The sequence below is a fragment of the Anaplasma centrale str. Israel genome (assembly GCF_000024505.1).
GTDB classification, from domain to species: domain Bacteria; phylum Pseudomonadota; class Alphaproteobacteria; order Rickettsiales; family Anaplasmataceae; genus Anaplasma; species Anaplasma centrale.
The window spans coordinates 559,691-584,233 of the sequence record NC_013532.1; the positions used below are offsets into that span (position 1 = coordinate 559,691).

At 51.1% G+C, this 24,543-nt stretch carries 12 protein-coding genes and 1 pseudogene; 9 read left to right on the forward strand and 4 right to left on the reverse strand.

Features of this window, described 5'->3' with window-relative positions; all coding sequences use genetic code 11:
• The first annotated feature begins 276 nt into the window (after positions 1-276).
• The 4 genes and pseudogenes from nusA to ACIS_RS05400 all read left to right on the forward strand — a co-directional run.
• Positions 277-1,824 (forward strand): transcription termination factor NusA, encoded by a 1,548-nt coding sequence (gene nusA, locus ACIS_RS02505; protein WP_041651458.1) that lies wholly within the window; start codon positions 277-279, stop codon positions 1,822-1,824.
• Between the two features lie 18 nt (positions 1,825-1,842).
• On the forward strand, positions 1,843-4,332 hold the full coding sequence (gene infB / locus ACIS_RS02510; protein ID WP_012880660.1) for a translation initiation factor IF-2: 2,490 nt from the start codon (positions 1,843-1,845) through the stop codon (positions 4,330-4,332).
• Positions 4,329-4,682 carry a 30S ribosome-binding factor RbfA gene (gene rbfA, locus ACIS_RS02515; protein ID WP_012880661.1) on the forward strand — a complete coding sequence of 118 codons (354 nt, stop codon included), beginning with the start codon at positions 4,329-4,331 and terminating at the stop codon, positions 4,680-4,682. Before infB ends, rbfA begins: the two co-directional genes overlap by 4 nt.
• Positions 4,683-4,841: 159 nt before the next feature.
• Positions 4,842-4,946, forward strand: a pseudogene (locus ACIS_RS05400) (30S ribosome-binding factor RbfA); the annotation flags it as partial.
• 233 nt (positions 4,947-5,179) lie between these two features.
• Here ACIS_RS05400 and ACIS_RS02520 read toward each other — a convergent pair.
• Positions 5,180-5,893, reverse strand: coding sequence for a TerC family protein (locus tag ACIS_RS02520; protein ID WP_012880662.1), 714 nt, complete (start codon positions 5,891-5,893; stop codon positions 5,180-5,182).
• A gap of 142 nt (positions 5,894-6,035) precedes the next feature.
• On the opposite strand from ACIS_RS02520, the gene ACIS_RS02525 reads away from it, so the two are divergent.
• On the forward strand, positions 6,036-8,342 hold the full coding sequence (locus tag ACIS_RS02525) for an AAA family ATPase (protein ID WP_041651167.1): 2,307 nt from the start codon (positions 6,036-6,038) through the stop codon (positions 8,340-8,342).
• Between the two features lie 81 nt (positions 8,343-8,423).
• Positions 8,424-10,256, forward strand: coding sequence for a translational GTPase TypA (gene typA, locus ACIS_RS02530; protein ID WP_010264770.1), 1,833 nt, complete (start codon positions 8,424-8,426; stop codon positions 10,254-10,256).
• A 580-nt stretch (positions 10,257-10,836) separates the two neighbouring features.
• On the opposite strand, the gene ACIS_RS02535 is transcribed toward typA, so the two are convergent.
• Both ACIS_RS02535 and ACIS_RS02540 read right to left on the reverse strand, forming a co-directional pair.
• The gene (locus ACIS_RS02535; protein ID WP_037352099.1) at positions 10,837-11,028 is read right to left on the reverse strand and encodes a hypothetical protein; all 192 of its coding nucleotides are present in this window, start codon (positions 11,026-11,028) and stop codon (positions 10,837-10,839) included.
• 265 nt (positions 11,029-11,293) lie between these two features.
• Positions 11,294-11,845 (reverse strand): P44/Msp2 family outer membrane protein, encoded by a 552-nt coding sequence (locus ACIS_RS02540; protein ID WP_049756261.1) that lies wholly within the window; start codon positions 11,843-11,845, stop codon positions 11,294-11,296.
• A gap of 3 nt (positions 11,846-11,848) precedes the next feature.
• Here ACIS_RS02540 and ACIS_RS02545 point away from each other — a divergent pair, with 3 nt between their 5' ends.
• From ACIS_RS02545 to ACIS_RS02555, 3 genes are all read left to right on the forward strand, one after another.
• Positions 11,849-12,151 (forward strand): hypothetical protein, encoded by a 303-nt coding sequence (locus ACIS_RS02545; protein ID WP_012880664.1) that lies wholly within the window; start codon positions 11,849-11,851, stop codon positions 12,149-12,151.
• Positions 12,151-12,543, forward strand: coding sequence for a TrbC/VirB2 family protein (locus ACIS_RS02550; protein WP_012880665.1), 393 nt, complete (start codon positions 12,151-12,153; stop codon positions 12,541-12,543). The genes ACIS_RS02545 and ACIS_RS02550 overlap by 1 nt, the downstream gene beginning before the upstream one ends.
• 366 nt (positions 12,544-12,909) lie before the next feature.
• On the forward strand, positions 12,910-13,197 hold the full coding sequence (locus tag ACIS_RS02555) for a hypothetical protein (RefSeq protein ID WP_012880666.1): 288 nt from the start codon (positions 12,910-12,912) through the stop codon (positions 13,195-13,197).
• 406 nt (positions 13,198-13,603) lie between these two features.
• Here ACIS_RS02555 and ACIS_RS02560 read toward each other — a convergent pair whose 3' ends face one another.
• Positions 13,604-24,256: a hypothetical protein gene (locus tag ACIS_RS02560; protein WP_012880667.1), complete on the reverse strand. Its 10,653-nt coding sequence runs from the start codon at positions 24,254-24,256 to the stop codon at positions 13,604-13,606.
• Positions 24,257-24,543: the final 287 nt, after the last annotated feature.

Below are 24,543 nucleotides of genomic sequence, written 5' to 3' on the forward strand. Positions count from 1 at the left end.
TGTGCTATCATAGGGTTATTGGGCGCAGGTTGTGCTTATCGCTTGAAGGGTTAGCTGGGTGTTAATGTTGCAGGATATTCTACACGTGGTAAACTGAGTGCCTCTTATGCGGCTCTGTGGCTGACATACCGCACTGCGTTTCCACTTGCAGGGGTGGAGAAATGTCTTGACTCAAACTGGCCTCATAAGTAGAATCGCCGTGGCGTGCTGTGTAAGAGCGCCGCTTCTGCCATCAAGGTGTAGTAATAGGTGTTTCAGGCGCGTGCAAGGGGTTTTGTGGTGAATCTGTATAATTTTGATAATCTAGAGCTGATCAGAGTTGCTCGGGATGTTGCGGAACAGAAAGGGCTGAATCTGGAGATGGTGGTAGATGCAATAGAGCAGGCCTTGGAGCTTGTGAGCCGCAGTAAGTATGGTGATTGCAAGATCAAAGCCTCAATAGACAGGAAAACTGGCGTGATTTCCATCTCTAGGCAAGCTTTGGTAGTTAATGATGACATGAGCTTTGACGGGGAGCAGTATGGTATCCCGTCTGGTGAGGTAAACAAGTACAAGTTGATCAAAATCTCTGATGCGGTTGCCGATGGCAAGGATGTGAAGGTTGGTGATATCTTGCTTGAACCGTTACCCCCTGTGGATGTTGACTACAACTCGGCTAAGGTCGCAAAGCAGAAAGTCGCACAGCTAATCCTGATTCAAGAGCGTAAGCGCCAGTATGAGGAATTCAAAGATCGGGTTGGGGACCTCGTCTACGGGGTAGTCAAGCGAGTTGAGTACAACAACGTGGTGGTTGATCTTAACGGTAGTGAGGGATACCTTCCCGTTTATAATACCATAAGGGGGGAGGTGTTCCGCCCTAATGACCGGGTGAAAGCCCATGTAGAGGAGGTCCGCCAGGAAGAGCTGTCTGGTCCCCAAATCTTTCTTTCTAGGGTCAGCAAAAGGTTCATGGAGCTCCTGTTCAAGCAGGAGATACCCGAAGTGTACGATGGGATAGTGTCTATAAAGGCCTTGGCTAGGGACCCTGGTTCTAGGTCGAAGGTGGCTGTATTCTCTTCAGATAAAAACGTAGATCCAGTAGGTGCGTGCATCGGTGCGCGGGGTGTTAGGATACAAAACATAGTCTCCGAGCTGCACGGGGAGAAGATAGACGTTGTGTTGTATTCATCAGATCTTGCAAAATTTGTTGTAAGCGCGATAGCCCCTGCTGAAGTTGTGAAGGTGATAATAGACGAAGATGTGGAGAAGATAGAACTCGTTGTCCCAGAAAACCAGGTAAGCCTAGCGATAGGTAGGTATGGCCAAAACATCAGGTTGGCTTCCGAACTTGTAGGTTGGGAAATTGACGTTATTGGGGATGAGACGGAATCTACGCGGAAGGCCAAGGAGCTTAGTTCCGGGGCCAAAGTTTTCGTTGATGGGTTGGATGTCGAAGAGATTATAGGGCAGCTTTTGGTCAGCGAAGGCTTTTCCACAATAGAGGATCTGGACAAAGTTGACGTTGCTGAGATTACCGCGATAGACGGGTTTAACGAAGAAATTGCGGTTGAGCTGAAGAAGCGGGCCGCTGAGTATTTGGTCCGTAGACGAGAGGAAGCGCTTGAGATATTAAAGAGCATGTCCGTAAGTGAGGAGGTGCTGGAGCTTCCGTATCTGGAAATAGAAGATGTTGTGAAGTTGTGTGAAGGTGGCATAAGAAACGTGGAGGACATCGCCTCGATGTGTACCGATGAGTTTTATGATACGGTTCCCAAGGCAAGGTTGAGTAAAGAGCAGGTTGATTCCATCATTTTGGAATCTCGCAGGCGAATGGGGTGGGTTTAATTTTTCGGGTACTTGTTGATGAGTGATGTTGAGAAGTTTGGAGGGGATTGTGGCTCCTCTGGTAGCAGCGGGCGTCCTACGCTGAAACTAGGTGCCAGAGCTTCTGCGATTGCCAAAACGCCTGCCTCCGTCGGCGGTAGATCCTTCATGACTGTTGAGGTGCGCAGCAAGAAGAGAAGGGCTGGCGGCGTGCTTCCCACTGAAGGTGCGGCTTCCTATACTTCTGACGACAGCAGACAAAGGCAGATTTCTCCCCGGCATGCTACGTGCGGTTTGACTGCTAGGGAGCAGCTTTCCAGGATTAATGCAATACACACCGCTGACAGTATAAACGCCCAGAAAGAGGCTGCCAGGAAGCTTCGGGATGAAGAGGCAGAGGTGGTGCTGCGCGGCGAGGACGATGCGGAAGAGGGGTCTGGTGGCATGAAGGAAGCCGCCCCTACTGCAGCAGATGTAGTTACAGAAACTACTGCTCCTCCTGCGTTGGATGACATGGCTTCTGCCGCGGCGAGCGCGCGTTCCGGAAAGGGGGGGCACGATAGCAAAAGTAAGAGATATTCTTTCCAAAGCGCTAGTAGCGGGAGAATCAAGGAAAAGGAAGGTGGCGGCGGTATTAAAAAGGCTGCGGCTTCCCGTGCTTCCAGTAAGCATGTCAAGCTAGATATAGAAAACGCCCTTAGTGGCGTGGAGGAGCGATATGTACTCAGGGCGTCTTCCAGGCGTAGGGGCGGTTCCAAAAGCGAGCGCAGGATATCCAGGGAAGTGGTAATCCCTGACGAAATAGAAGTCAAGGCGCTGGCCGCCGCTATGGCAGAGAAGGTGGGGGATGTGTTGCGAGTGCTGTCACACATGGGTGTGGAGGCCAGACAGAACACTGCTATCGGGTCTGATGTGGCAAGCGAAGTTGCGGAAAGGTTCAGTCACCGGCCCAAGGTTGTTAGTAAGATTCAAATGGAGAAGGTGCTGTGCGATATTGGCGATAGCGACCTTGCGCTGGAACCAAGGCCCCCAGTTGTGACCGTGATGGGTCATGTGGACCATGGAAAAACCTCACTCCTTGATGTTTTACGGAAGTCTAACGTCGCAGAAAAGGAGTTCAGGGGCATCACGCAACACATAGGCGCTTATCAGATAGATGTTGATGGTAAAAAGATAACCTTCCTCGATACGCCCGGACACGAGGCCTTCTCCGATATGCGTGCCCGGGGCACCAACGTCACCGACATAGTGGTCTTAGTGGTGGCCGCGGATGATGGAGTCATGCCCCAGACTGTGGAATCTATAAACCACGTTAAGGCCGCGGGTGTGTCCATGGTGGTTGCAGTTAACAAGATAGATAAGAGCGACGCAAATGTTGAGAAGATCACTAATGATCTGCTCCAGCACGGTGTCGTACCGGAGAAGCTGGGGGGAGACGTCATGATTGTTCCCGTCTCTGCGAAGACTGGTGAGAATTTAGACAAGCTGAAGTCCAGTATATTGCTCCTGGCCGAGATGTTAGAGTTGCGGGCCCCGGTTGCGTGCAGGGCGCAAGGGGTGGTTATAGAATCAAAAATAGAGAGAAACTGTGGCGTCGTTGCGACCGTAATAGTGCAGAGAGGCACGTTAAGAAAGGGGAATGTGATAGTAGCCGGGGATGGTGCGTACGGGAAGGTGCGCAACATGTTTGATGACGGTGATAATAGTGTAGATGAGGTGCTCCCCTCCGCGCCTGTTCGGGTTTTGGGGCTTGATAAGGTGCCCAAAGCGGGTGACGTCTTTCTGGTAATGCCTTCCGAAAAGCACGCCAGGGATTTGCTGGAGCATAGGGCAGGGATCAACTTTTCCCGTGAGCGCGACTCTGGTAGGAATGACAGCGTTTTCACAGGACCGCTGTTCTCTATGGACAGGCCCGAAGGGGTCAACATGATACTAAAGGCCGATGTAGCTGGGTCCCTGGAGGCTATTTCTCGCTCAGTAGCGCAAATCGAGCACGAGGAGGTCAAGTTTAATATCCTACACAAGGATATTGGCGATGTTACAAAATCAGATATTTTGCTTGCCGAGGCCGCATCAGCCGTGGTACTGGCGTTTAACGTCAAGGTAGATGCTCAGGCCAGAGATCTTGTAAGGCAGAAGGATGTTGATATACGCCATCATCGGGTGATATATGACCTGATAGATGATGTGAAGGGTGTTGTTTGTGGAAAACTAAAGCCGATTATACGAGAGGTGCAGGTCGGGTTGCTGGTTGTGAGGGAAGTGTTTTCCAGCGGTAAAGGGGGGACGGTTATTGGTTGTTATGTATCCGAAGGTGCGGTTAGTAGAGGTGCCTTGGTGAAGATCTACAGAAATGATGCAGTAACGTGCGAGGGCAAGGTAAAAGTCCTGAGGCGGTTTAAGGATGACGTAAAAGAAGTGGGCCATGGTCTGGAATGTGGTGTGCTGGTTGAAGGTGCCAAAGACGTTGCGGTGGGTGATGTGATAAAAGTTCTTGAAGTAGTAGAGCACGCTAGAGTAGTGGAATGATAGCTTTTACTCCATCGGCTGGGTTGCGCAGCCTGAAGGTTGCATCGGTTCTCAAGAGGGCACTTGCCCAGCTGTTCATTCGCGAATTTTATGATTTAAGCAGCATGCTGTCTATATCTGGTGTTAAAGTTAGTGAAGACACGAGAAATGCCACAGTGTTCGTAGCAATTGGGGACAGGTCGGTTGATGGTGGCGAAGTAGTCGCCGCGTTGAATGATGCGTCTAACAGCATTAGGAGAGCAGTATTCAGGTACCTCAAATTGCGGTACGTGCCCAGGTTGCATTTTAAGCTGGATGTTGAGTTTGATAATTTCCTCCGAATTAGCGAGATAATGGCCGCTACAAAGTAAAGTGTACAGCCGCGTTGTAGAACTGAGATCTACGGCCGGTTACTATCAGTTTTTGAACGGCTGTGCTGCGTGTAGATGGCTGCGGGATGTTGTGCCACACGCCTCTTCCGTTGCTGGAGCCCGTGGCGGGTTATGTATCTGATGTAGCTCGCCCATTCATTCAGGTACCTCAAATTGCGGTATGTGCCCAGGTTGCATTTCAAGCTGGATGTTGAGTTTGATAATTTTCTCCGAATTAGTGAGATAATGGCCACCACAAAGTGAGGTGTGCGGCCGGTTACTATCAGTTTTTGAACGGCTGTGCCACACGGGTGGATAACTGCGGGATGTTGTGCCCATGCCTGTTCCGTTGCCGAAGCCCGTGGCGGGTTGTGATTTGATGTAATAACCCACTATCCATCTTCGGTGTGTTGATGTGTGCGACGCGTTGTAGAGCTGAGATCTACGGCCGGTTACTATTAGTTTTTGAACAGCTGTAGGCCCATGCGCGCTTGTCACTAGGGTTTGTGATGCCGTGAACTGCGCTTTTCCTTCCAGCAGTCCATGCACTCCATTATTATCGGAAATAGCAGAGTTGTGTACAGGTAGCTGTGTGGGATGTTGTGCCCCATGCCTTCTGCGACGAGCAGCGCTCCCAATGCTCCTATGAACAATAACGCAATTGTTTTGACCCTTGCATGTTTGTGCACGATGGCTGATACCTCTTTGGACAAGAATAGCGCAACAATGGCGTATATGGAAAATATTATGGCGATGAGAAGTGTATTGTCAGTTAGCCCGACTGCCGATATCACGGAGTCTAACGAGAGCATAAGATCAATCCCAATAATTTGTCCGATTGCTAGAAAAAATTTGGGCGAAGCACTAATTTTGGAATTTTGTTTAGGAAATATCTCTAAATAAATTTCCTGCGCACTTTTGTACACCAAGAAAGCCCCGCCGGCTATAAAGAACATGTTTTTGTAGGAGATTTGCACACGCGACAGCGTAATGAATTGTTCATCCATGGACAGCAAAAGCGAAGCTCCAAACAGCATGACAAAGCGCATCACCAAAGCTACGCTAAGACCGCAAATTCGTGCCTTGTTGCGTAGATCTTCTGGAAGCCTTGAGGTGATAAGGGCTATGAAAATTAGGTTATCAATGCCCAAAATCATCTCCAGGAAAAACAAGGTGGAGAACTCAACAACGCTGTTAAAATGGAGATTCATGGCAGATGCGTTATTTCCCGGCTATAGCGCGTAATTCACGAGGTAGTATACACGCTTTTGCGTTTTTGATCCCATTTTGTTTTCAATGTATTTTAATGCTTAGATGGTACCCTGGCCCCGAGAGTTGGGGGGTAGGATTTACGTGTTATCAAAGAACCTTGAGGCCAGTCTACACAGGGCATTGTCGATAGCTTTTGATTTTCGTCACGAGTGTGCAACCCTTGAACATCTGCTACTAGCATTGACTGATGACCTTGATGTCAGGCGGGTTTTGTATGTGTGTCGGGTGTCTATAGACAGATTGAGGGCAACTCTGATTAACTTCTTAAGATACGAAATGTCTATAGCGATGAATCAGAGCGTGACCGAAGTGCGGCCAAGCATGGCATTTGAAAAGGTGGTGCACAGGGCCATAGTACACGCACATGCCTCCGGAAAGGATGAAATTAACGGTGTGAATGTTTTAGCGGAGATTTTTTTGGAAAAAGACTCCTGCAGTGTTTCTTTTTTGAATGAGCACAACGTTAAGTACATTGATGTTGTGAGCTGTATTTCCAGCAACGAGCATCCGGAAGAGCTGTATGATCAGCATGATCTGGGCAAAGACGTAGATTTTGTCAAGCGAGGGGCGGTTGGGTTTCCTCACATATCCAAAGATGTGGTCTCAAAAGATGGCGAAAGCCTGGAAGCTTATTGTGTGAACCTCAACGTTTTGGCGAAGAATGGAAAGATAGACTATGTTATAGGTAGGCAGTACGAACAGGAGCGAACCATTGAAGTCCTGCTGCGCAGAAGGAAGAACAACCCCCTGTATGTTGGGGATTCTGGTGTGGGGAAAACCGCTATAGTCGAAGGTTTAGCGCTGCGCATCGTCGAAGGGAATATTGTGCCTCAACTCAAATGTGTAGAAATATACTCTCTCGACATGGGCTCTCTACTTGCAGGGACGAGGTATCGTGGGGACTTTGAAGAGAGGATAAAGGCGGTTATCCGGGCTATAGAGAATAAGAAGAATGCCGTTCTTTTTATTGATGAAATTCACACTATTATTGGCGCCGGGTCCACGAGCGGAAGCCCGTTAGATGCGAGTAATCTGCTGAAACCGGCACTTGCCAGGGGCTCCATTAGGTGTATAGGTGCCACTACGTACAAGGAGTATAACAGCAATTTTGAGAAGGACCGGGCGCTGGCGAGGAGATATCAGAAAATTAATGTTGAAGAATCTACCGTAGAGGAAACCATACAGATTCTGAGTGGGATAAAGTCATATTATGAGATATACCACGATGTACACTATACCAGCCAAGCGGTGAAGTATGCTGCGGAGCTGTCGGACAGGTATATAGCCGAGAGGATGCTGCCGGACAAGGCGGTGGATGTTTTAGATGAAGCCGGGGTATATGCCAAGCTGCGCTCGGGCGAAAATGGTAAGGTTGTCACGGGCAGGGATATTGAATCAATTATTTCGCGAATTACTGAAATACCGTGCGACAATCTTTTCGCAAGCGATACTCACAAAGTGAAGAATTTAGAAGAAAATCTGAAGCAAGTTATTTTTGGGCAGGATGCTGCCATTTCGCAGATTGTGGATGCAATAAGAATTGCCAAGGCTGGGCTCAGGAGCCACCAAAAGCCACTTGCTAGTTACCTGCTGGCCGGCCCTACGGGGGTAGGGAAGACTGAGCTAGTGAAACAATTGGCAAAGAACATGGGGATGAAGTTGGTCAGATTTGACATGTCTGAATATATGGAATCCCACACCGTTGCCAGGATGATAGGTTCTCCCCCAGGGTATGTGGGGTATGAGCAAGGCGGCCTACTTACTGACACCATAGCAAGGAACCAATACAGCGTGTTGTTACTGGATGAGATAGAAAAAGCCCATAGTAGCGTTTATAACATATTGTTACAAATAATGGATTATGGATGCATCACCGACACCTACGGGCGCAAAGTTAGTTTTCGTAATGTTGTCATCGTACTCACTACGAACGCCGGCGCGGTGGAGTTTAGTCAAAACGCTGTGGGGTTTGACCGTGACCGCACCTTTCATATAGGTAGCGAGCGCAAAGCTATAGAGAAAATTTTTGGCCCGGAATTTTGTAACAGGTTGGATGCGGTGGTATCCTTTTCCTATCTGAGCGCTGATGTGATGGAAAAGGTGGTTGGCAAGTTCATTGCCGAGCTCAGAGACCAGCTATCCAGAAAGGGTGTTGATATAAGCATCGACAAAGCGTCGGTGGAATTTCTGACGAAAATGGGGCAGCAAGACGGATACGGTGCGAGAAAGGCGCAAAGTGTGATTGCGCAAAAGATCAAGAAGCACCTGGCACTTGAAATGTTGTTTGGCAAACTGGCGTACGGGGGCAGGGTGGAAGTGAGATTTGACCCGCAGAAGGAAGACTTCTCGTATGAGTTTTTCGAAAAATCTGTTGATAGTATTGCATAATAACTTGCTGCGCGGTGGTTTTTATCGTTGATTATTTAGTCGAATCCTATAGATTTGTCCCATTGCGTCGCGGGGGGGTCTATGTCTAACAATTACGAATCTGTTCGTAATTTGGCTATTGTTGCGCATGTAGATCACGGGAAGACTACGCTTCTAGACAGCATGCTGAAGCAAAGCGGTGCCCTCAGGGATAACCAGGAAGTTGTTGAGCGGGTGATGGACAGCAATGACCTGGAACGGGAGCGGGGCATTACGATCCTGGCGAAGTGTACCGCGATTACGTGGGGAAGCCATAAGATTAATGTGATAGACACACCAGGCCACGCAGATTTTGGTGGCGAGGTGGAAAGGGTGCTCTCAATGGCAGACGGGGTGCTCATGCTCGTTGATGCGTCTGAGGGCCCAATGCCGCAAACGAAGTTCGTGCTCTCAAAAGCGCTGCAGGCCAATTTGCTGCCAATAGTGGTGGTAAATAAGGTTGACCGTCCAGACAGCAGGGTGAGCGAAGTTTTGGACGAGGTGTATGAGCTTTTTATAAACCTCAACGCCACAAGTGAGCAGCTCGATTTCCCCGTGCTCTATGCTTCCGGGAGGAGCGGTTGGTGCGTCAAGGATTTGTCGGAGGAGCGCAAGGATCTTACACCTCTGTTTGGAGCGATTCTGGAATATATCAAACCCTCGCAATATGACCATAACGCCCCGTTCAGTATGCTGTTAACCCTTTTGGAGTCAGACAAGTTTTTGGGCAGGGTACTGACTGGGAAGATATACCAGGGTAGGGCGAAGATCAATTCGCAGGTGAAAGTGCTAAACTTGGGCGGTGAGGTTGTGGAGAGCGGCAGGCTGACCAAGCTGCTGTCTTTTTCCGGTTTGAAGCGTGTTCCGGTTGATGAAGCCGGTGCCGGAGACATAATAGCCGTTGCTGGGCTCGAGAAAGCCTCGGTTTCTGACAGCATTGTGGACGTTGCTGTAAGTGTGCCTATTCCCTCTACCCCCGTAGACCCCCCAACCATGGCCGTGACTATTGGTGTGAATGATTCACCTCTGGCTGGTACTGAAGGCACCAAGCTTACGTCTACTGTGATCAAAAATAGATTGCTGTCCGAAGCTGAAACCAACGTAGCAATCACGGTGAAAGAGGGGGAACGCAGTGATTCTTACGAGGTTGGCGGCAGAGGTGAGCTACAGCTCGGTGTGTTGATTGAAACGATGCGGCGGGAAGGTTTTGAGCTTTCTGTATCGCGCCCGCGTGTCCTATTTAAGAAGGAAGGGTCAGCCCTTCTGGAGCCCATGGAAGAGGTGGTGATTGACGTTGATGAAGAGTACAGCGGCATAATCATGGAAAAGTTAAGCTTCCGCAAGGGCGATATGCAAGATATGTCGCCATCAGGGCAGGGCAGGGTGCGCATGGTGTTTCTGATTCCTTCCAGGGGGCTGATTGGCTACCATGGCGAGTTTCTTACAGATTCCAGAGGCACTGGCATAATGAATCGCCTGTTCCACGGGTACGCGCCACACAAGGGTGATATCCCTGGTAGAGTGAACGGCGTGTTGATTTCCACTGGGCAGGGTGAGGCAGTTGCGTATGCCATCTTTAACCTTCAAGACAGGGGTGCGATGTTTATCAAGCCCCAAGATAAGGTATACATGGGTATGGTGGTCGGGCTGCACAATAGGGGCAATGACATCGAAGTGAACGTCTTGAAGGGCAAGCAGTTGACCAACATCCGGGCCGCGGGCTCTGACGAGGCCGTCAGGCTTGTTCCGCCGCAGTTAATGACGCTAGAAGAAATGATAGGGTTTATAAACGACGACGAGCTGGTGGAGTGCACGCCAAAATCCGTAAGATTGCGGAAAAGGTTCCTAGACCCCAATGAGCGCAAGCGCTTTGCAAGGGCTAAGAGTGCAACTTGAGTGCGTGTAATGCATGTACAGATGTTGGCAGTTTAGATATACCCTGCCATGAGTTATACTGCCTAGTGGTTTACCCTGTGCGTGTGCTAATTGGGTGAGAGCGCGCTACCCGATGGTATTGCTCTGCAAGAGTGCGTAGTGTGGGACGTTGCGGTAAATTGCGCGACAGATGCGTGGGTGCCTGCAAGGGCGAAGAGTGCAACTTGAATGCGCGTATAATGCACGTATAGATGTTGGCAGTTTAGATATGCCCTGCCATGGGTTATACTGCCTAGTGGTTTACCCTGTACGTATATACGGGCTTCTGTAGCGCATGGCACAGCTGTGGTGTGGATACAAACCCCGACTGGTGTTGTAGTTTATGACGGTCTGTGCAGACGAGGAACCCTGTAAATCACCGCCACCCTTTAAGCTCACTACTATCATCAAACTGATCAACGACACCGATACCTACACAACGCGACCTCACCTATAATTTCACTTGGCACCAGCTTCCCGCCCAGCGGACACGTCCGCACATTACCCAAATTTACAATACAGATAAGCCAATGTCCCCTCATCCCCACTCTCCCTCGAAACATCACTCACACTTCCAACTTACTACCAAAGCTGCCACACTTGAAGCTTTTGGTGCCACCGACATAACAAAGCCACTATCTCCAAACTCCCGGTACCTCATCTCCTGACCAAGGCAGCCAACACACTGACCAGAATCACCTACATCCTCACCACACTTGAAGCCCTTGGTACCACCTGACCATAACCCAGACACCCCCTACCTTGACACCTCCCAACTTCTTTGTATCTCCTGCCCTTGGCACTCATCCCAGCCCAAGGCCACCACAGCCCTCTGCACCGGTGTCACCTGCATAACCCGTCTCCCAGCCTCTGGTACCTCAACACCTGCATCTCATCTTCCTTACCCAATGTGGCATTCCACAATCTTTGTCCTCTCTACTTACCCCCTACTTCTTACCGGCACCACTCACTGCTTTCCCAGGTCAACTAGTCACCCAACCTCTAGCACCTTCAGCATCTCAGCCCAACTCACCACAGCTCTCCGCACCTTCAACAGCTCTAGCAAAAGCCCCAGCAACAACAGCCTTGTCCTCCTTACTCAGGCCATTGATGTTAGTTGCCATCCCCTGCAAGCTGATGGTGTTACTAGTACCACTGGCAGTGTCCATAGTAGATAACTGCGCTGTCTCCGTATCGCTAGTAAACACCGCACTAATCTTGGTGGTGGTGCCACTGGTGGCGTTAACCCCACACTGGTTGGTGCCACCAGTACCACTAGTGGTACCCTTGCACACCTTCTTACTCAGTTCATCACCACCGGTAACACCTTCTACTGCTTTACCCCACTTGTGGGCCTCACTCTTAGTCATCTTACCTAAAGCAGTGGCAAGACGGTCTACCTGACCTCTTGCTGTATCATATGCTAACTCCTTTCCTAATAAGAATACTGAAGCTGTATCCTCATTAGACTTCTTACCTCCCTTAATGACAAACCTTTCATACCCTACTTCTACTTCAACCCTGGCTCCTCCAATACTATACCCAATGCTCCCCTCTAGGGCTGTGAGCATGCTATGGTAGCCCTGATATGGTTATTCATCACAGCAGGTTCTACTAATGCCGATACTATCAGCAGTACTAACACTGCTGACGATACAGCTACCAAGGTTATTTGTGACGTCATTGTCTTCGTGCAGAAGCTGGGATTACCCATCATGACAGGGGTGGTACTAGGTTCTAGCATCATGGCTCGGCAAACTTGCATAACCTGCCTAATGCTGGTTGTATGTACAGCCATAGGTAAGCTTATGGCCACTGTATTGAGGGTAATACCAGTTAGTGCAAGGGTGGACGTAGAGGTTTTGGGAGAGTGGTGATGTTGCTAAAACTTAGATTCTTACTCATTGCTGGAGTATTAGCATTGGGTATCTTACATGGTGTACCTGCTGCAGGGGCTGAGACTGCTGGTACTGAAGCTGATGATACAGCGACTGTTGTTATATGTAACGTTATACGGTTTGTGCAGAAGCTTGGACTACCCATCATGACTGGAGTGATACTAGGTTCTAGCATTATGGCTATCTTTGGTAAGCTTGCATGGCCTGCTATTGTAATGCTGGTTGTATTTACAGCTATATTCTTTGGTGCTGGTAAGCTCATGGCTAAATTTGCTGCTGGGTTGAGTGGTGATGGCATAGGTGATGCCAGTAAGTTTGACTGTTCAAAGCATACAGCGGTCAAGCCCGGCACCGGTGCTGCTAGGCAGTGATGGTGCAGAGAGCTGTGGTGGTCGTGCCACATTGGGTAGTGAGTTGGGCTGAGTGCCAAGGGCAGGAGGAGGTACCAGAGGTTGGGAGATGCTGTGTGGTACCAAGTTAGACTGGGATGCCAGGAGTTTATAGATAGTGGCTTTGTTATGTCTGTGATACCAAGCACTTCAAGTGTGTTGGCAGCCTTGGTTAGGAGCGTGAGTAAGTATAGTTGGGTTGAGTGCCAAGGGCAGGGGGTGCCAGAAGTTGGGACTTGGGTTATGTAGGTGGTACCAAGAGATCACCGCGGCAATTTTGTATATCCCCCGTAACGTAAGGTTAAGGTTTTTCCCGGAAGCTGGCATCAAAGTGTTAGGTGAGTCACGATGCAGCAGCCCCTTGAATACATAACAGAGCTTACCATGCAGATTGTTTTTGTGATAGAAAAAGAGATGGAATGCCTGCGCCTGCGTGATAAGCAGAAATTCAAGGCGTTGCAAAATATAGAAGGGGAATTACTTCAACTCCTGGAAAAGACGCGCAGTAAGGTTGTGGGTAATACGGAAATTTTGCATGAAAGTAGCCCCGCTGTGGTAGAGAAGCTTAACTTGGTTTTTTCTAAATTCGATAGATGCCTTGCCGGGAAGCACGCCTTGCTTGCGCAGATGTCATGAGCCACTTGTGCAGAGATTAGCCCCCTGATGCGCTGGATTCTTGTGCATCATGTACCCCGGCTTGTAGTTGTACCTGTGCAATATGGCTCGCCACAAACTGGGGTATGCATCGCACTGAGAGGGAGTTTTACATGGCTTAGGTGAGATCTGGCTCCGCTGGGTTATATATACTCACTGCACGATTGGTGGCGCGCCTATAGGCTGCTATAACCCTCATAGAAGCCCCCGTGGTGCTGCGGTGAGCGCTGCTGCAGTGTAGCTGCTGTTAGAGGCTAGATGCCGGATACGTAGCTCATGTGTGCGAAGCAGCCCTCCGAGGGAGGCCGCGTTTCCTTGTGTTATAACACACAGGTTCGCGGGATGAGGGGCTGCTCCATTTTAATCATATGAGATTGCCTTTGAGCTCTCATTGTTGAACGCTGCCGCGGCGACTTTGGACAGCACTAACTTCTTCCACTTCCGGATCCGTTATGGTGCTTGAAGGCACGCTGCCGTCCCCTGGGTCCTGCACCGCCGCTTCCATCGCGTTTTGTCGTTGCTGGCGGTCGCTGCCTTCAGGGTGAGCAGCTCCATCATCAGGTGAATGTTGTGGTGCAGAGCTTGCAGCTGGCGCAGAACGTTCGGCGTCATCGGATGATTTTGCTGCCTCAACAACTTCTTCCCGTGTGGTGCGGCCTTCATCCACTGCTTGTGCAGCGGTGTCAACACCGACCTGCTCCTGCTGCGCTTCCCGTTCTTCAGGTGCGCCACTCTTCGCATTTGTGGCTTTTCCAAAACACGCTTGCACTACTGTATTCAGGAAGGACGCTACCACCGCGGCAATGATGCTGATTATATTACTGACCCGCTGCCACAACCTGACGTACCAAGGTTGCTGCTTTCGATCTTCTGCTTCTTCAGGTATGGTCTTGGACAGCTTTGCAAAAAAGCCGGAGGCCACCTCTTGTTCGTCCGTACCGCGATGATGCCCCGCATCTGGTGCCCCTTTTCCGCTTTCAGTGCCGGTAGAGCGCGCAGAACTAATATCGGTAGCATGCTGCTGCCCCGTAGGTGCATGCTTTTCTGCACCTGTGATTCCCCTAAGGCGTGCCCGAGCCGTATTCCAGAAGAGTGTTATTACCGCATTTATGACAGCGTAACACCGGCCGACTATGTTGCTGACCCACTGCCACAACCTAACATGCCAGGGTTGTTGCTTCCGATCTTCCACTTCCTCCGGTATGGTCTTAGACAGCTTTGCAAAAAAGTCCGGGGTCTCTTCTTCTTGTATGGCGGTTCCGATGTCGCTCTGTTGCGTACCCGGTTCCTTCGCCACACTGATGCCCCTAGCACCGTACGCTCTGTCTAGGTATATTTCTAAGAAACTAGCCCCCACATCCTGGCACCGTTTTATTGATACATCGGGATCGGTGAATATGTCCCGCTCGTACAGCTCGAGAAGTAACGTATCTGTCGCGTTAAGCGATGCATTGTTTGCCAATCTAGCTAGCACAGCACTCTCTATTTTGCTGCCATTGACAATGCATGAGCCGCATCTGCTGTGTAAAAACCTGACGCCAGCTTCGTCGTTGTGCTCGTAGAAAGCTATCAACATATCTGTGATGTCGGCATCGTGCAGCATGTACATGCCCATCTCATCCGTGTGCAGTGTTCCCAGAGCAAGGGAGTTCTTCAGAATCCCATCTAGGCAGGACAAAGCACGCACCGGGTCTATAAGGTTGCTGCGTAGCGCGTTGGCAACGGTCGCTATCACTCTTGCTACGCGGTCAGGCTCCGGTGGCAGTGTCGCATAACTGCACAACATCTCAGCAGAATCTATATCTTTCAGGCCGAACATGTTCTGCAATACGGTATGATCTGCGACAACGAACTGCCGCCCCAGGGACCCACGTACGCTCTCAATAGACTCGCGCAGTCCGCGTAGACCCATTCTCTCATAGCTACGTGTGATCGCGCTGGTCGCAACATTCCTCAACTCCTGTTTTACAACGCGGTTAACATAAGCACCCAACGCTTCTAGGCCCCGTACCGGCACCGCGTCATCAATTTTCTCTATGACTGATTTTGTGAGATCAGACACTTGCCTTACAATTCCGTCAAACTTTCCTGCCGCGTCCTGCACCTTGGCATCGGAGTCTTGTATGGCTTTGAGTTTCTTAGCGACATCCTGTAAGTTAGTGAGTGACGTCAGCAACGATAACTTAGAGGCAATGACCTCAAACTTCGCTACTAGGCTGTCAATGTCATCTTGTGGAACACCGATACCCTCCAACCGGAATACCATGCTGACGGTGTTCGGGTGCAGGGCGTCTGGCACACTGCAGCTTCCTTGTTTTGTAATCAGTGGGAGCATGCCAACAGCGTTGTTTAGGGCTTTGACTATATCCTCCCGCACGGTGTCTAGCTCTGTGCCAAGCCCGTAGCCGTACAATAACTGCACGACCTGCTTTAGCTTACCCGAAACGTCCGCGATCTGCATGCCCTGTGATTGCTGCACACCGGAGTCGGATGTACTTGATACTCCCGGTGCAGCGGTTCCGTGTGCATATGATGACATATCTGTAATAGTTCTGAACCACTGCGCGACGGTTTGTGTATGATCGCGTGCAGGGGCCAAACCTGCTTTAGGCCGTGCATGGGCCTGTTGTGTAAGAGCGCCGTCGACCTTTGCCAAGTCTTTCGTACTTATCGAGCTCGCTGCCTCTGCGGCTGTAGCTAACTTTTTGAGTCCGGATTTAGTCAGCACCGCAATTTTGCCAAGTAGCTGTGCCACTTCTTCAGATGCTGCAATCCCGCGGTTGCGGTTTAGCATTGTGTCAGTAGCATATTCTATATTGCCCCTTAGCTGCGCTATGCCGTGGTCTTCATAACTTGCAAGCTTGGTGAACACTTGGTTCAGAAGAGCCTTTGCGCCCACCGCGTCGCCGGCCAGTATGGTAAGTTCACGGTCAACCTCCTGGTGTTGTGGAGCACCGGTAACTCTTGCCCCCGATGCATGTACTGATTCGCATAATACCTGAGACGCGCTCTTACGGGGCGCGAAACCATTGTTTCCAGTTTCTACGCACGTCTCAGAAACCAGCGCACCTGCATCACGCATAGCTTCGTACACATCCACAAGCGCAGCCGCGCGCAGCCGCACCTCGTTTGGCTGCATACTACCGCTGGGGTCTGTGGCAAGGGCTTGCCACCCGTTTAAAATGTCATTTTGGCTGACGTTGCGTCCGTGTTCGCGTATAAGGTCGTGTGCAATGTGCACGGCATGCATAGCAACTTGCACCAGGGCATCGCAATGCTGCGAAGTGTTCTGTTGTGCGCCTCCTGTAAGGGTAGAGCTGCGCCTGAGGGAAAGCTGCGCCTGCAAACTGTTTTTGCAATTTTCCAGATGCTTTGAAACCTGCGCTATGAGCCGCGCATCCCGCGGCGCACGTGCATCATCGAGAAACCCGAGCAGGCATTCAACCGCACCTAAACTCATCAGTGCCTGGCGATGTGCCACCGCTGCTCTGCGGCCAGACACGCCGGTTTCGGCGACCTCCGCTCCATGTACGCTGCTTGTCGCGCTTCTAGCCAGAGAAACCATTCTGGAGATCTGCGACGCCAGGCCCTCTTCCAGTACCCTCTGGCTGTCCCGCCGCTGCGTTTCTTGTAGCAATGTGACTGCGTCGCATAGCCCATTGAGCATTAGGACGGAATCTTGCGACAACGGAGCCGCCACGAGTCTGGCAGTCAGCAGGCACTCCTGGCTGCGTGCAACAGCGTCCTGAAACTTCTTTTCCTGTTGCTGCACAGACTCTGCGTCGCGTCCGTCAGCAACTCTGTAGAGGAGCAATAGCCGCGCTACCCTCTGTGCCTCCCTCAGACTGTGCCCGGCAGCTTCAAGATGGCGCATCAGGTGTCTGCCTTGCAGTGTGTTGTACGTCCCGTTGTGGGAAAGAAGCTGATCTACGCTTCCAAGTAGCCGTGTGGCCCGTCCCAAATTCACGACCGATTTGTCGTATGCTGTGCCACTTTGGGTGCTGGGTGATATGTGCACATTTTGCTGCAACGCACTAGCTGCAGCAGGGTCAACCTCAACTAAAACGGGGGCAGCGCGCCCTTCACGATGATCTTCCCGCGCCACCTTCGCGTGTTCGCCTGCACATGCTTCCACCAACCCAAGTTGGGCAACGAGAGTGCCGCGTACGGCACTAACTGTGCATGAGTCACTGAGAGTCAAATTTGCATCATGATGCATGTTTGCAAGGGTGCTGACAATCAGTCTAATATCGTCCTGTACGCGCTCAGCCCCGATCCTTATGTTACTAGTACTCACGCGCTCCATAAGGCTCTCTGTTTCACTTATGGCGAAGCGTATGCGCTCTTTTTGTGCTGCATTCAGGTTACTACTTTTATTGCCGGCTGCTATCATGCCCTCCATTGCACTTTTTGCGTCATTCAACCCGGCAAACACCGCGGCTAAATCTAACACTAACGCTGGAGTGCTGCCCTCTATCGCGTTCCTTGCCAGATGGGAACCCATCTCTGCTGTTGGTAGGGTGATGGCGGTGCCACACGCTGTGTGGATGCTGCGCTGCAGACGATCAAGCAATGTTTTAGCGGTGCTGTCACTTGCTGTTATACCGTCCTTAATCGCGGATACGGTGATTTTCGCTATTGTTGGGTACAAGTCTTCTGAAATGTGAACTCCGCCGCTTACTCGCCTATCACCGTCGGGTGCCCGTATTGCCTCACCAAGTTTGGCGAGCATGCCATGTACCATACTACTGGTTATTCTAACAGTAGCGGGCTGCTCACTCGGCGATTGTGATTGGTCAATATCAAGTTCCGCATCTACAATTTCCATGATTTGCTGCTCAGTAACACGGGATGCCTCCATGCGATTTGCTATGACGACAGATTCGTTTACGGCACTCATGGCTGCGGCAAGTGCGGTACGCGCAAAAGCTAGAGGGACATTATCAGCGCTGTTTGCTACAGAAGCACTATGCTGTGCGGCCTCTCTTGCGGAGACTCTACTGCTCTCCTCAACCACTGTGCCATTTTTCCAAAAGTCTAAAGCAACACTGTGGATTGCAGTAACCCCTTGCGCCATATGCTGTATCATGTCATCAGTAAGCCCGGCAAAGGATGCAGCAATAGAAGCATTCCCACTTTTTGTGCTGACCGCGGGCCCCGCACTTTTTACGGAATCACGAATTGCTGTGAATAGATCCGCAAAACACTGCTCCGAGATCACAACCACACCTTGCTGTTTGGGAAGTCGCGCTACGGAGCTCAGGAGGCTTTTTTCTATTGTAGGTCGTGCTGTTGCGTCTCCTGCTGATAAAGTATTAGCGATTTCCCGCATTAGTGAGACGCAATCCGAGACGGGCACCCCATGCTCGCTGCTACTGCGGGTAATGAATGCAATTGCGTACTTTGCTGCTTCTCGCACCAAATGTTGGTCATCCCCCACGTTTTGTTGCATCTCTTGCAATGCAACGCGTACCGCACTCCGGCAATGTTCTTTTTGGGTTTCTATGTAGAGAGATGTTGCCATCTTTTCCACGCGTCGGAGTAGCGCGTGGCGGTCGTCGCGTGCCGCGATGTCACTACCGGTGTATTGAGTTGCAATGTGCATTGCTATGCCTGCAACCCGTTGTACCAACTCATCCCCGATTTTTGTATCCACAGCGAGCGTGCCCGCTTTCAACATTTCGCGCTCAAGGTGCTCAAACGCATCGTAGACCATCTGTGCAGACAGGTTTACAGTTTTAGATGTGCCCACTGCTTCTGACGCGATACGCTCAACTACATCAACCGGTACGCCTGGGGGAACAGCACGACCTCTTCTATCGCGGGTGACAGCGTCCTGTATCGCACTCATTACCGCCACGACTATGCCGTTTGCGACTCCTGCACCAACAGAGACGGTGCGACCGCCTCGGCCGTCGACCCCCTCTTGCATATTTGAATGGCCGCCGTCGCGCATTACGAGTGCTTGCTCTACAACTCCTTCTAAGAATGCTACACGGGGCTCAGTCGAATAGACGTGCGCAGGGACTGCTTTATCCAAATCGAATGTGCTCTTTTGATTGATAACTTCTCTCACAAGGTCTAGACAGCCTCTATTCAGGGAGTTACGCGCGGTATGTACCGCATCTTGGTGCATGCAACCCCTGTGCCACCGGATTAAGTTGTCCATCATGGCAGAGATGACGTTTGCATCGGAAACCATATGGCTGTGCCTGGCATCTGTTGGTAGGCCTGCGACCATGATTTTGGTCAACATATCACTTGATGCTCGTGCCTTAATCCCATCTATAGCTGTGCTCAGCTGCATTGCTCTGGAGCACGCCACCAGGGCATTATAGATAAATTTTACCGGGACAGCTGCGGCATGCGCGCTATCTGTTCCAGTTCTTGCTGACCGCTGCGCGCCACCCTTTTCCACTGCTTTTGATATCTCGCTCAACGCCACAATTGGGGCAACTCTACCGGGTGCGTTCTTTACGTGAGAAATGTGATGCTCTTCTATTACTGCTCTAAACGCTACTGCGAGGTCAGCTCCACTGGTGATGACAAACTGGCCGTCAGAAGCCGGCAGCATTTGCGCGATTTCTGCTAGCCGACTATCCGGGACTACAGCACGTACCCCGGCTACGGCAGAGCGCACCTGCAACGTATATGCGAGTGTTTTTAGTGAGTTACGAACAAACTCTCCGGAGACTTCTACGGCCGGAGATTGCTCCAAAGTACTCTGTGCCTTTATATCTACTAGTCTACCAACTACGCCCTCCAGGTCGATTAGCACAGCATCCATCTTGCTGCTGAGTTGCGGTGTAGCGGAGAAATCGTGTTGGGATATCTCCCGCGCACATGCGTGCAGAACCAGGTGCGGCGCGTTACCATCTAGGAAATCACGCTTTCCGGATGACAGGGCACTACTTATCTCTGCGAGCACGGAATCCGCAGAATGCAGCGCTTCTCTCAATTGGCTGGTGTACTTACCCTTGCGAGCAAGCGCTGTTGCAGCATCGTCTATCCTTATATGTATTGTTGGTATCACGTCCAGTAGGCTGCTTTCTGAATTACTCAGGCTGTCACCAACCCGTACCCTACCGGAGGCCCGTCTGATTGCGTAGACAACTATATCTTTCAAAATCTGAGTTGCTAGGCGCAGTGAAGCAAGAGCACTGGTGACGTGTTCGGCTATTCTATGTGCTACTTCCTGCAGGTGTGTATGTAGCAGCGTGCTCTTATCTCTAATCCGTGTTCCCAGGCGCGATAATTCGTTTTTACCGTATTGCAACCACGCCTCTGCTTCCAGTACGGTTGTGACGCGCATGTTGTTTGAGATAGACGCTACGGCCCGCTTCACGTAGCCACCTGCATTTACCAAGCTGTCGCGCACTGCGGCCAAACCACTGCCTTTGGCTCCGCGTAATGCGACTTTACCGCGCTCTCCGACAATGTTAAGTGCCTGTGTTATGTGATAATAGGCGTCAGCGGCCTTTTCTCTGAAGCTGCTTACAAGCTCATCCTGAGTACGATCTGCGTCAGCATCCCTGCGTGCATCCAACGTTTTGTGTGTTGTGGCTAGTTCCAGCAAAGCCGCCGCATGTAACATCTCTTCTATTACCTGTTGGTCACAGAAAACGATGTGCGGGTTCTCAGAAATAGAATCAGCTATTTTACGTGTTGCGTTATTGATATCCAGCCCGTATGCATCCACAGGGCCGATATCAGCGCTTGCTGCGAGGCTCATCGCGCTTACTACGTCCCTCTTAGCGTCGCTCAAACTATTGGCGAAATTCTCAATGCTTATGTTGCGGAACGGCCCCTTGTATGCGTTATGTGCGCTCTCTAAGGCTGTATACAGTTGTCCATACGCTGCCGCCAAAGGATGTGTCCCTAAGCCCAGTGCCGCTCCTTCCATATCGAACGTCTGAAGCGTGTGTTGCCTAGACTGTGCCGGGTGGCGACTGACTACGTCGCGAATCATCTGCGATATTTGTTGCGCGTCGTGTACCACAGGGGTGACCACACTTTCCTTTGGAGAGACGCCAGAGGCGATATCACTGCAGATGTGTTGCACCTTTGTGGTTAGAGCCTGAACGCGCGGTATGAGCTGCAAGGTGATGTGTACCCACTGCTCGCTCGTTAGGGCAGCCACGTCTGTGAAGACGGCGTTCAGATGTTCGGCTAACTTCTCAGCGCTGTTGCGCAGACCAGCGCTTTCCCCAGTGCTGCTGATTTTGGACATAGCGGAGCGCAGTGCGCTCAAAGCTCCTACAAGCTCATACTGTATTGCATAAGCTTGGGCACCCACACCACAACGAGCTGTCGGATCTATGATGCCGAGCTCGCAGGCTATATTGTAAACTAGTACGGCGGTTGATGGGCGAGGGCACCTGGCAACCATATCCTGTGTCGCGCTGGAAGATACCTTTCCGGATGACTTGAGCAGTGACATTCCGACGCGTATGGCATTTTCTAGTTGGACATCGTCCACATTCTCAATCCACGTCGTGACGCTTGCGACCATGGCATCCTGTGTCGGGTTGTGCACGAGACTACCTTCCGGTATTGCAGCAACTGTCATGGCATGGGTGAGAATATCCTCGGAACCAGCTTGCAAAGCTGCAAGTGCCACATGCCCTGCGAGCAATCTTTGCGCTACGCCGCCAGAGCTCGGACACAACTTGCCTATGATTTCCGCGACAAGATCTTTCACGTCGCCTGCTACGGACGCGTCAGAACTCCTAGCCGCTGCACTTATGATTCTCTGAATAATGGACTGGCCGTCGTGCAGCTTTTCTCCGCGTTGTGTCAGGTGGTACGCAAGCACCGCACTCAGGGCTGGGTTGCCTGATGTTACCAGCGTCCTAACTGCGGAGGTTATATCTTTAATGTTCTGTGATTCAACGCACAGCCCCAACGCGCTACGCGATGCCGTATCCCTGTGTGACAGCACTCCGTACAACACTTCAGGATCACCCAAAACGTCAAGGTGCTGCGCCAGAGTGCCTGCAAGCTTGCCTTGTTTTGCGGCTGCAAGCACCTCATTACATAGTGCGACGGGAGCGTGCGCACGATATTCCGGTGCGGTTGAGGTTGCTACTCTACACCTCTTTGCTGGGGGTACCATGCCTTCGGAGTCACCAAGCGGTGCCTTGGATTTGCGGCCAAGAGTTGCCTCTACCTTCTGCACTTTATCCGCAACTGTATCCCTGACAGTGGTTAGTTTTGCCACCTGTGTTTTGAAGAGCCCCTTCGCTTTTGTGCCAAGTTCACGTAGCAAATCGCGTATGGCGGCCAGGAGTTTTGTTAATACAACCTTGATTTTGACTAGCAGGCCCCTGAACTTTCCAGTGCTGCCTGGGGTGTCGCTAAGCAGGTATTCTTTCGCGTCCTTGATGCCTGCGCGTAGGCTTTTCAAAGTTGCAGAAATTTTGCCAAACGTTTCTGTGCTAACCGGTGCGCCTCTACGCTTGAGTTCGACCACCACAGTGCCAACGCTACTCCCAGCTGACTCTGCAAACTGCACGAAATCGCGCCCAGACTGCTCTGGTGATGCTGTTGGCACTCCGCTACCGAGCTGTCCATGACCTCCAGCACCATGCTCGGCACTTTTTGTGTGGAAGTCATGATGTGTTGTGCGCACCAAACCTGGCCTCTGCGACGCCACTTTTGCGCGTCTAGGTGGTACTGGTGGGCGCACAGAGATCTTCGACGATGCTGCTTTACGTGTTGGTACGGCAGCGTCACTGTCTGTCGGATCTACCGATGTGTCGATATCAAGTGTAACGGCGTTGTGCAGCTGATCGGCTTCCTCACTGGACAATGTAGACATCTCTGCGTCCAGATGTTGGTCTTCGTCCTCACCTTGCTGTACCTCTTCTAACTCACTGTTGTCATCTACGTCATTGCTGGGGTTGACGAGATCTGATGCGCTGTCGGCAGTTATTGTTGTGGTTGTACTGTCTAGACTGGCCGCACCGCCATCTGTGCCTTCTCGTTCCGCACCTTCTTGAGCATTGAGACGCTGTGCTTCCTCAGTGCTGCCCGCGACATCCACCGCGCTGTATTGCGACTTGTGCGCAGCTGTTTCCTGTTGCACTTCCGGCCCGGATGGTTCAGATTCACGTTGATTTTCCAGGGGTTTGTGTTGCTCATCAGCGCCATCATCGTTGGTGCTGTACGCGCTTGCTGCTGTTACGGCATCTGATTCTGTTGCTCCACCATCATCGGTATGCTGCTGCTCAGCGGTGATATTCTGATTTTCTGTTTGCTGCTCGCGCTGCGCATCATCGTGCTTTGCGATACTATCATGGCTGGTGTCGCTGTCTGCTTGGCGGTGAACTTCTGCGACGACTGTATGCCTTGTGCCCGCGACGCCCGCGCGTGGGGATGCACCGGACGTGTGCGTACTGCCGCCATGTGATCGGGCATGAGCACTCTCCACCTCCTGTAGATATTGCTCTGACTCCTGCCTTCTCCTATCTTGCGCCTCCTGCAGTTCTGTGGCATCACTAATGGCACTGTACTCCCAAGACACATCTGCGGCATAGGACGCAATGTCACTGTGTTGTGACTGCGAGGTTACTCCGAGCAGAGATTGGATGAGGTCCCGGGCGACGGCGCCGAATTTCTGTCCTTGTTTTGCGCATTCGCTAGCGCAGGTGTTGCACAACTTTTTTAGAATCTCTAAAGCGAGTGCCGGGTTTCCTGTGGCATTGCACTCGATAACCTGGTCCATCAAAGACTTGCTTGCGCTGTCAAGGTGAAGGGTTCTCTGTAGCACCGAGGCGGAAAATCGGTCACAGAGCAGCTCAACCGTCTTTACATCACCGTTTTTTACTGCATCTGTCAGTATGCAATTATTGGTGCCGATACCTAATGTTGCACCATTTGCAGCACTGTTGTTGTCTAAATACTCCTGAAGTGTGGCGAAACCCCCGCTTTTATATAAGCTATAGGGATCTGATGCAGATCGTGCGCCGGTATCGCATAAACGGCTAGCTGCACCATTACTATATGTCGCAGCGGGGCTGCCCTGTGTTGCTTCAGTCATATGAGTTTTCCTGGTTGGACGTCGGAATTGGATTTAGAGCAAACACATCCCGGAAGCTGCGTGAGGCTGAGATCGCGCTCCAGCCAATACAGCCACCCTTCAGGATTGTGTTAGCCTATAAAAATGCTACCTTCAGTTATGTTAACATATGGTAAACACGTGACCTGGTGTGTCACACACGTGGTGCCATGTGCATGTTTGTCACATTTGCGGCGAGGTTGGAAGTGGCCGTCTGGTTTGCCATGTGTTGTGTTAGAGGTCTGGTGGTGAGCTTGATAGTTTGCTGG

Coding starts and splice junctions, on each gene's coding strand:
- ACIS_RS02560 (WP_012880667.1), bottom strand. CDS start 24,256: ATGACTGAAGCAACACAGGGCAGCCCCGCTGCGACATATAGTAATGGT.
- typA (WP_010264770.1), top strand. CDS start 8,424: ATGTCTAACAATTACGAATCTGTTCGTAATTTGGCTATTGTTGCGCAT.
- rbfA (WP_012880661.1), top strand. CDS start 4,329: ATGATAGCTTTTACTCCATCGGCTGGGTTGCGCAGCCTGAAGGTTGCA.
- ACIS_RS02555 (WP_012880666.1), top strand. CDS start 12,910: ATGCAGCAGCCCCTTGAATACATAACAGAGCTTACCATGCAGATTGTT.
- ACIS_RS02550 (WP_012880665.1), top strand. CDS start 12,151: ATGTTGCTAAAACTTAGATTCTTACTCATTGCTGGAGTATTAGCATTG.
- ACIS_RS02545 (WP_012880664.1), top strand. CDS start 11,849: ATGGTAGCCCTGATATGGTTATTCATCACAGCAGGTTCTACTAATGCC.
- infB (WP_012880660.1), top strand. CDS start 1,843: ATGAGTGATGTTGAGAAGTTTGGAGGGGATTGTGGCTCCTCTGGTAGC.
- ACIS_RS02520 (WP_012880662.1), bottom strand. CDS start 5,893: ATGAATCTCCATTTTAACAGCGTTGTTGAGTTCTCCACCTTGTTTTTC.
- ACIS_RS02540 (WP_049756261.1), bottom strand. CDS start 11,845: ATGCTCACAGCCCTAGAGGGGAGCATTGGGTATAGTATTGGAGGAGCC.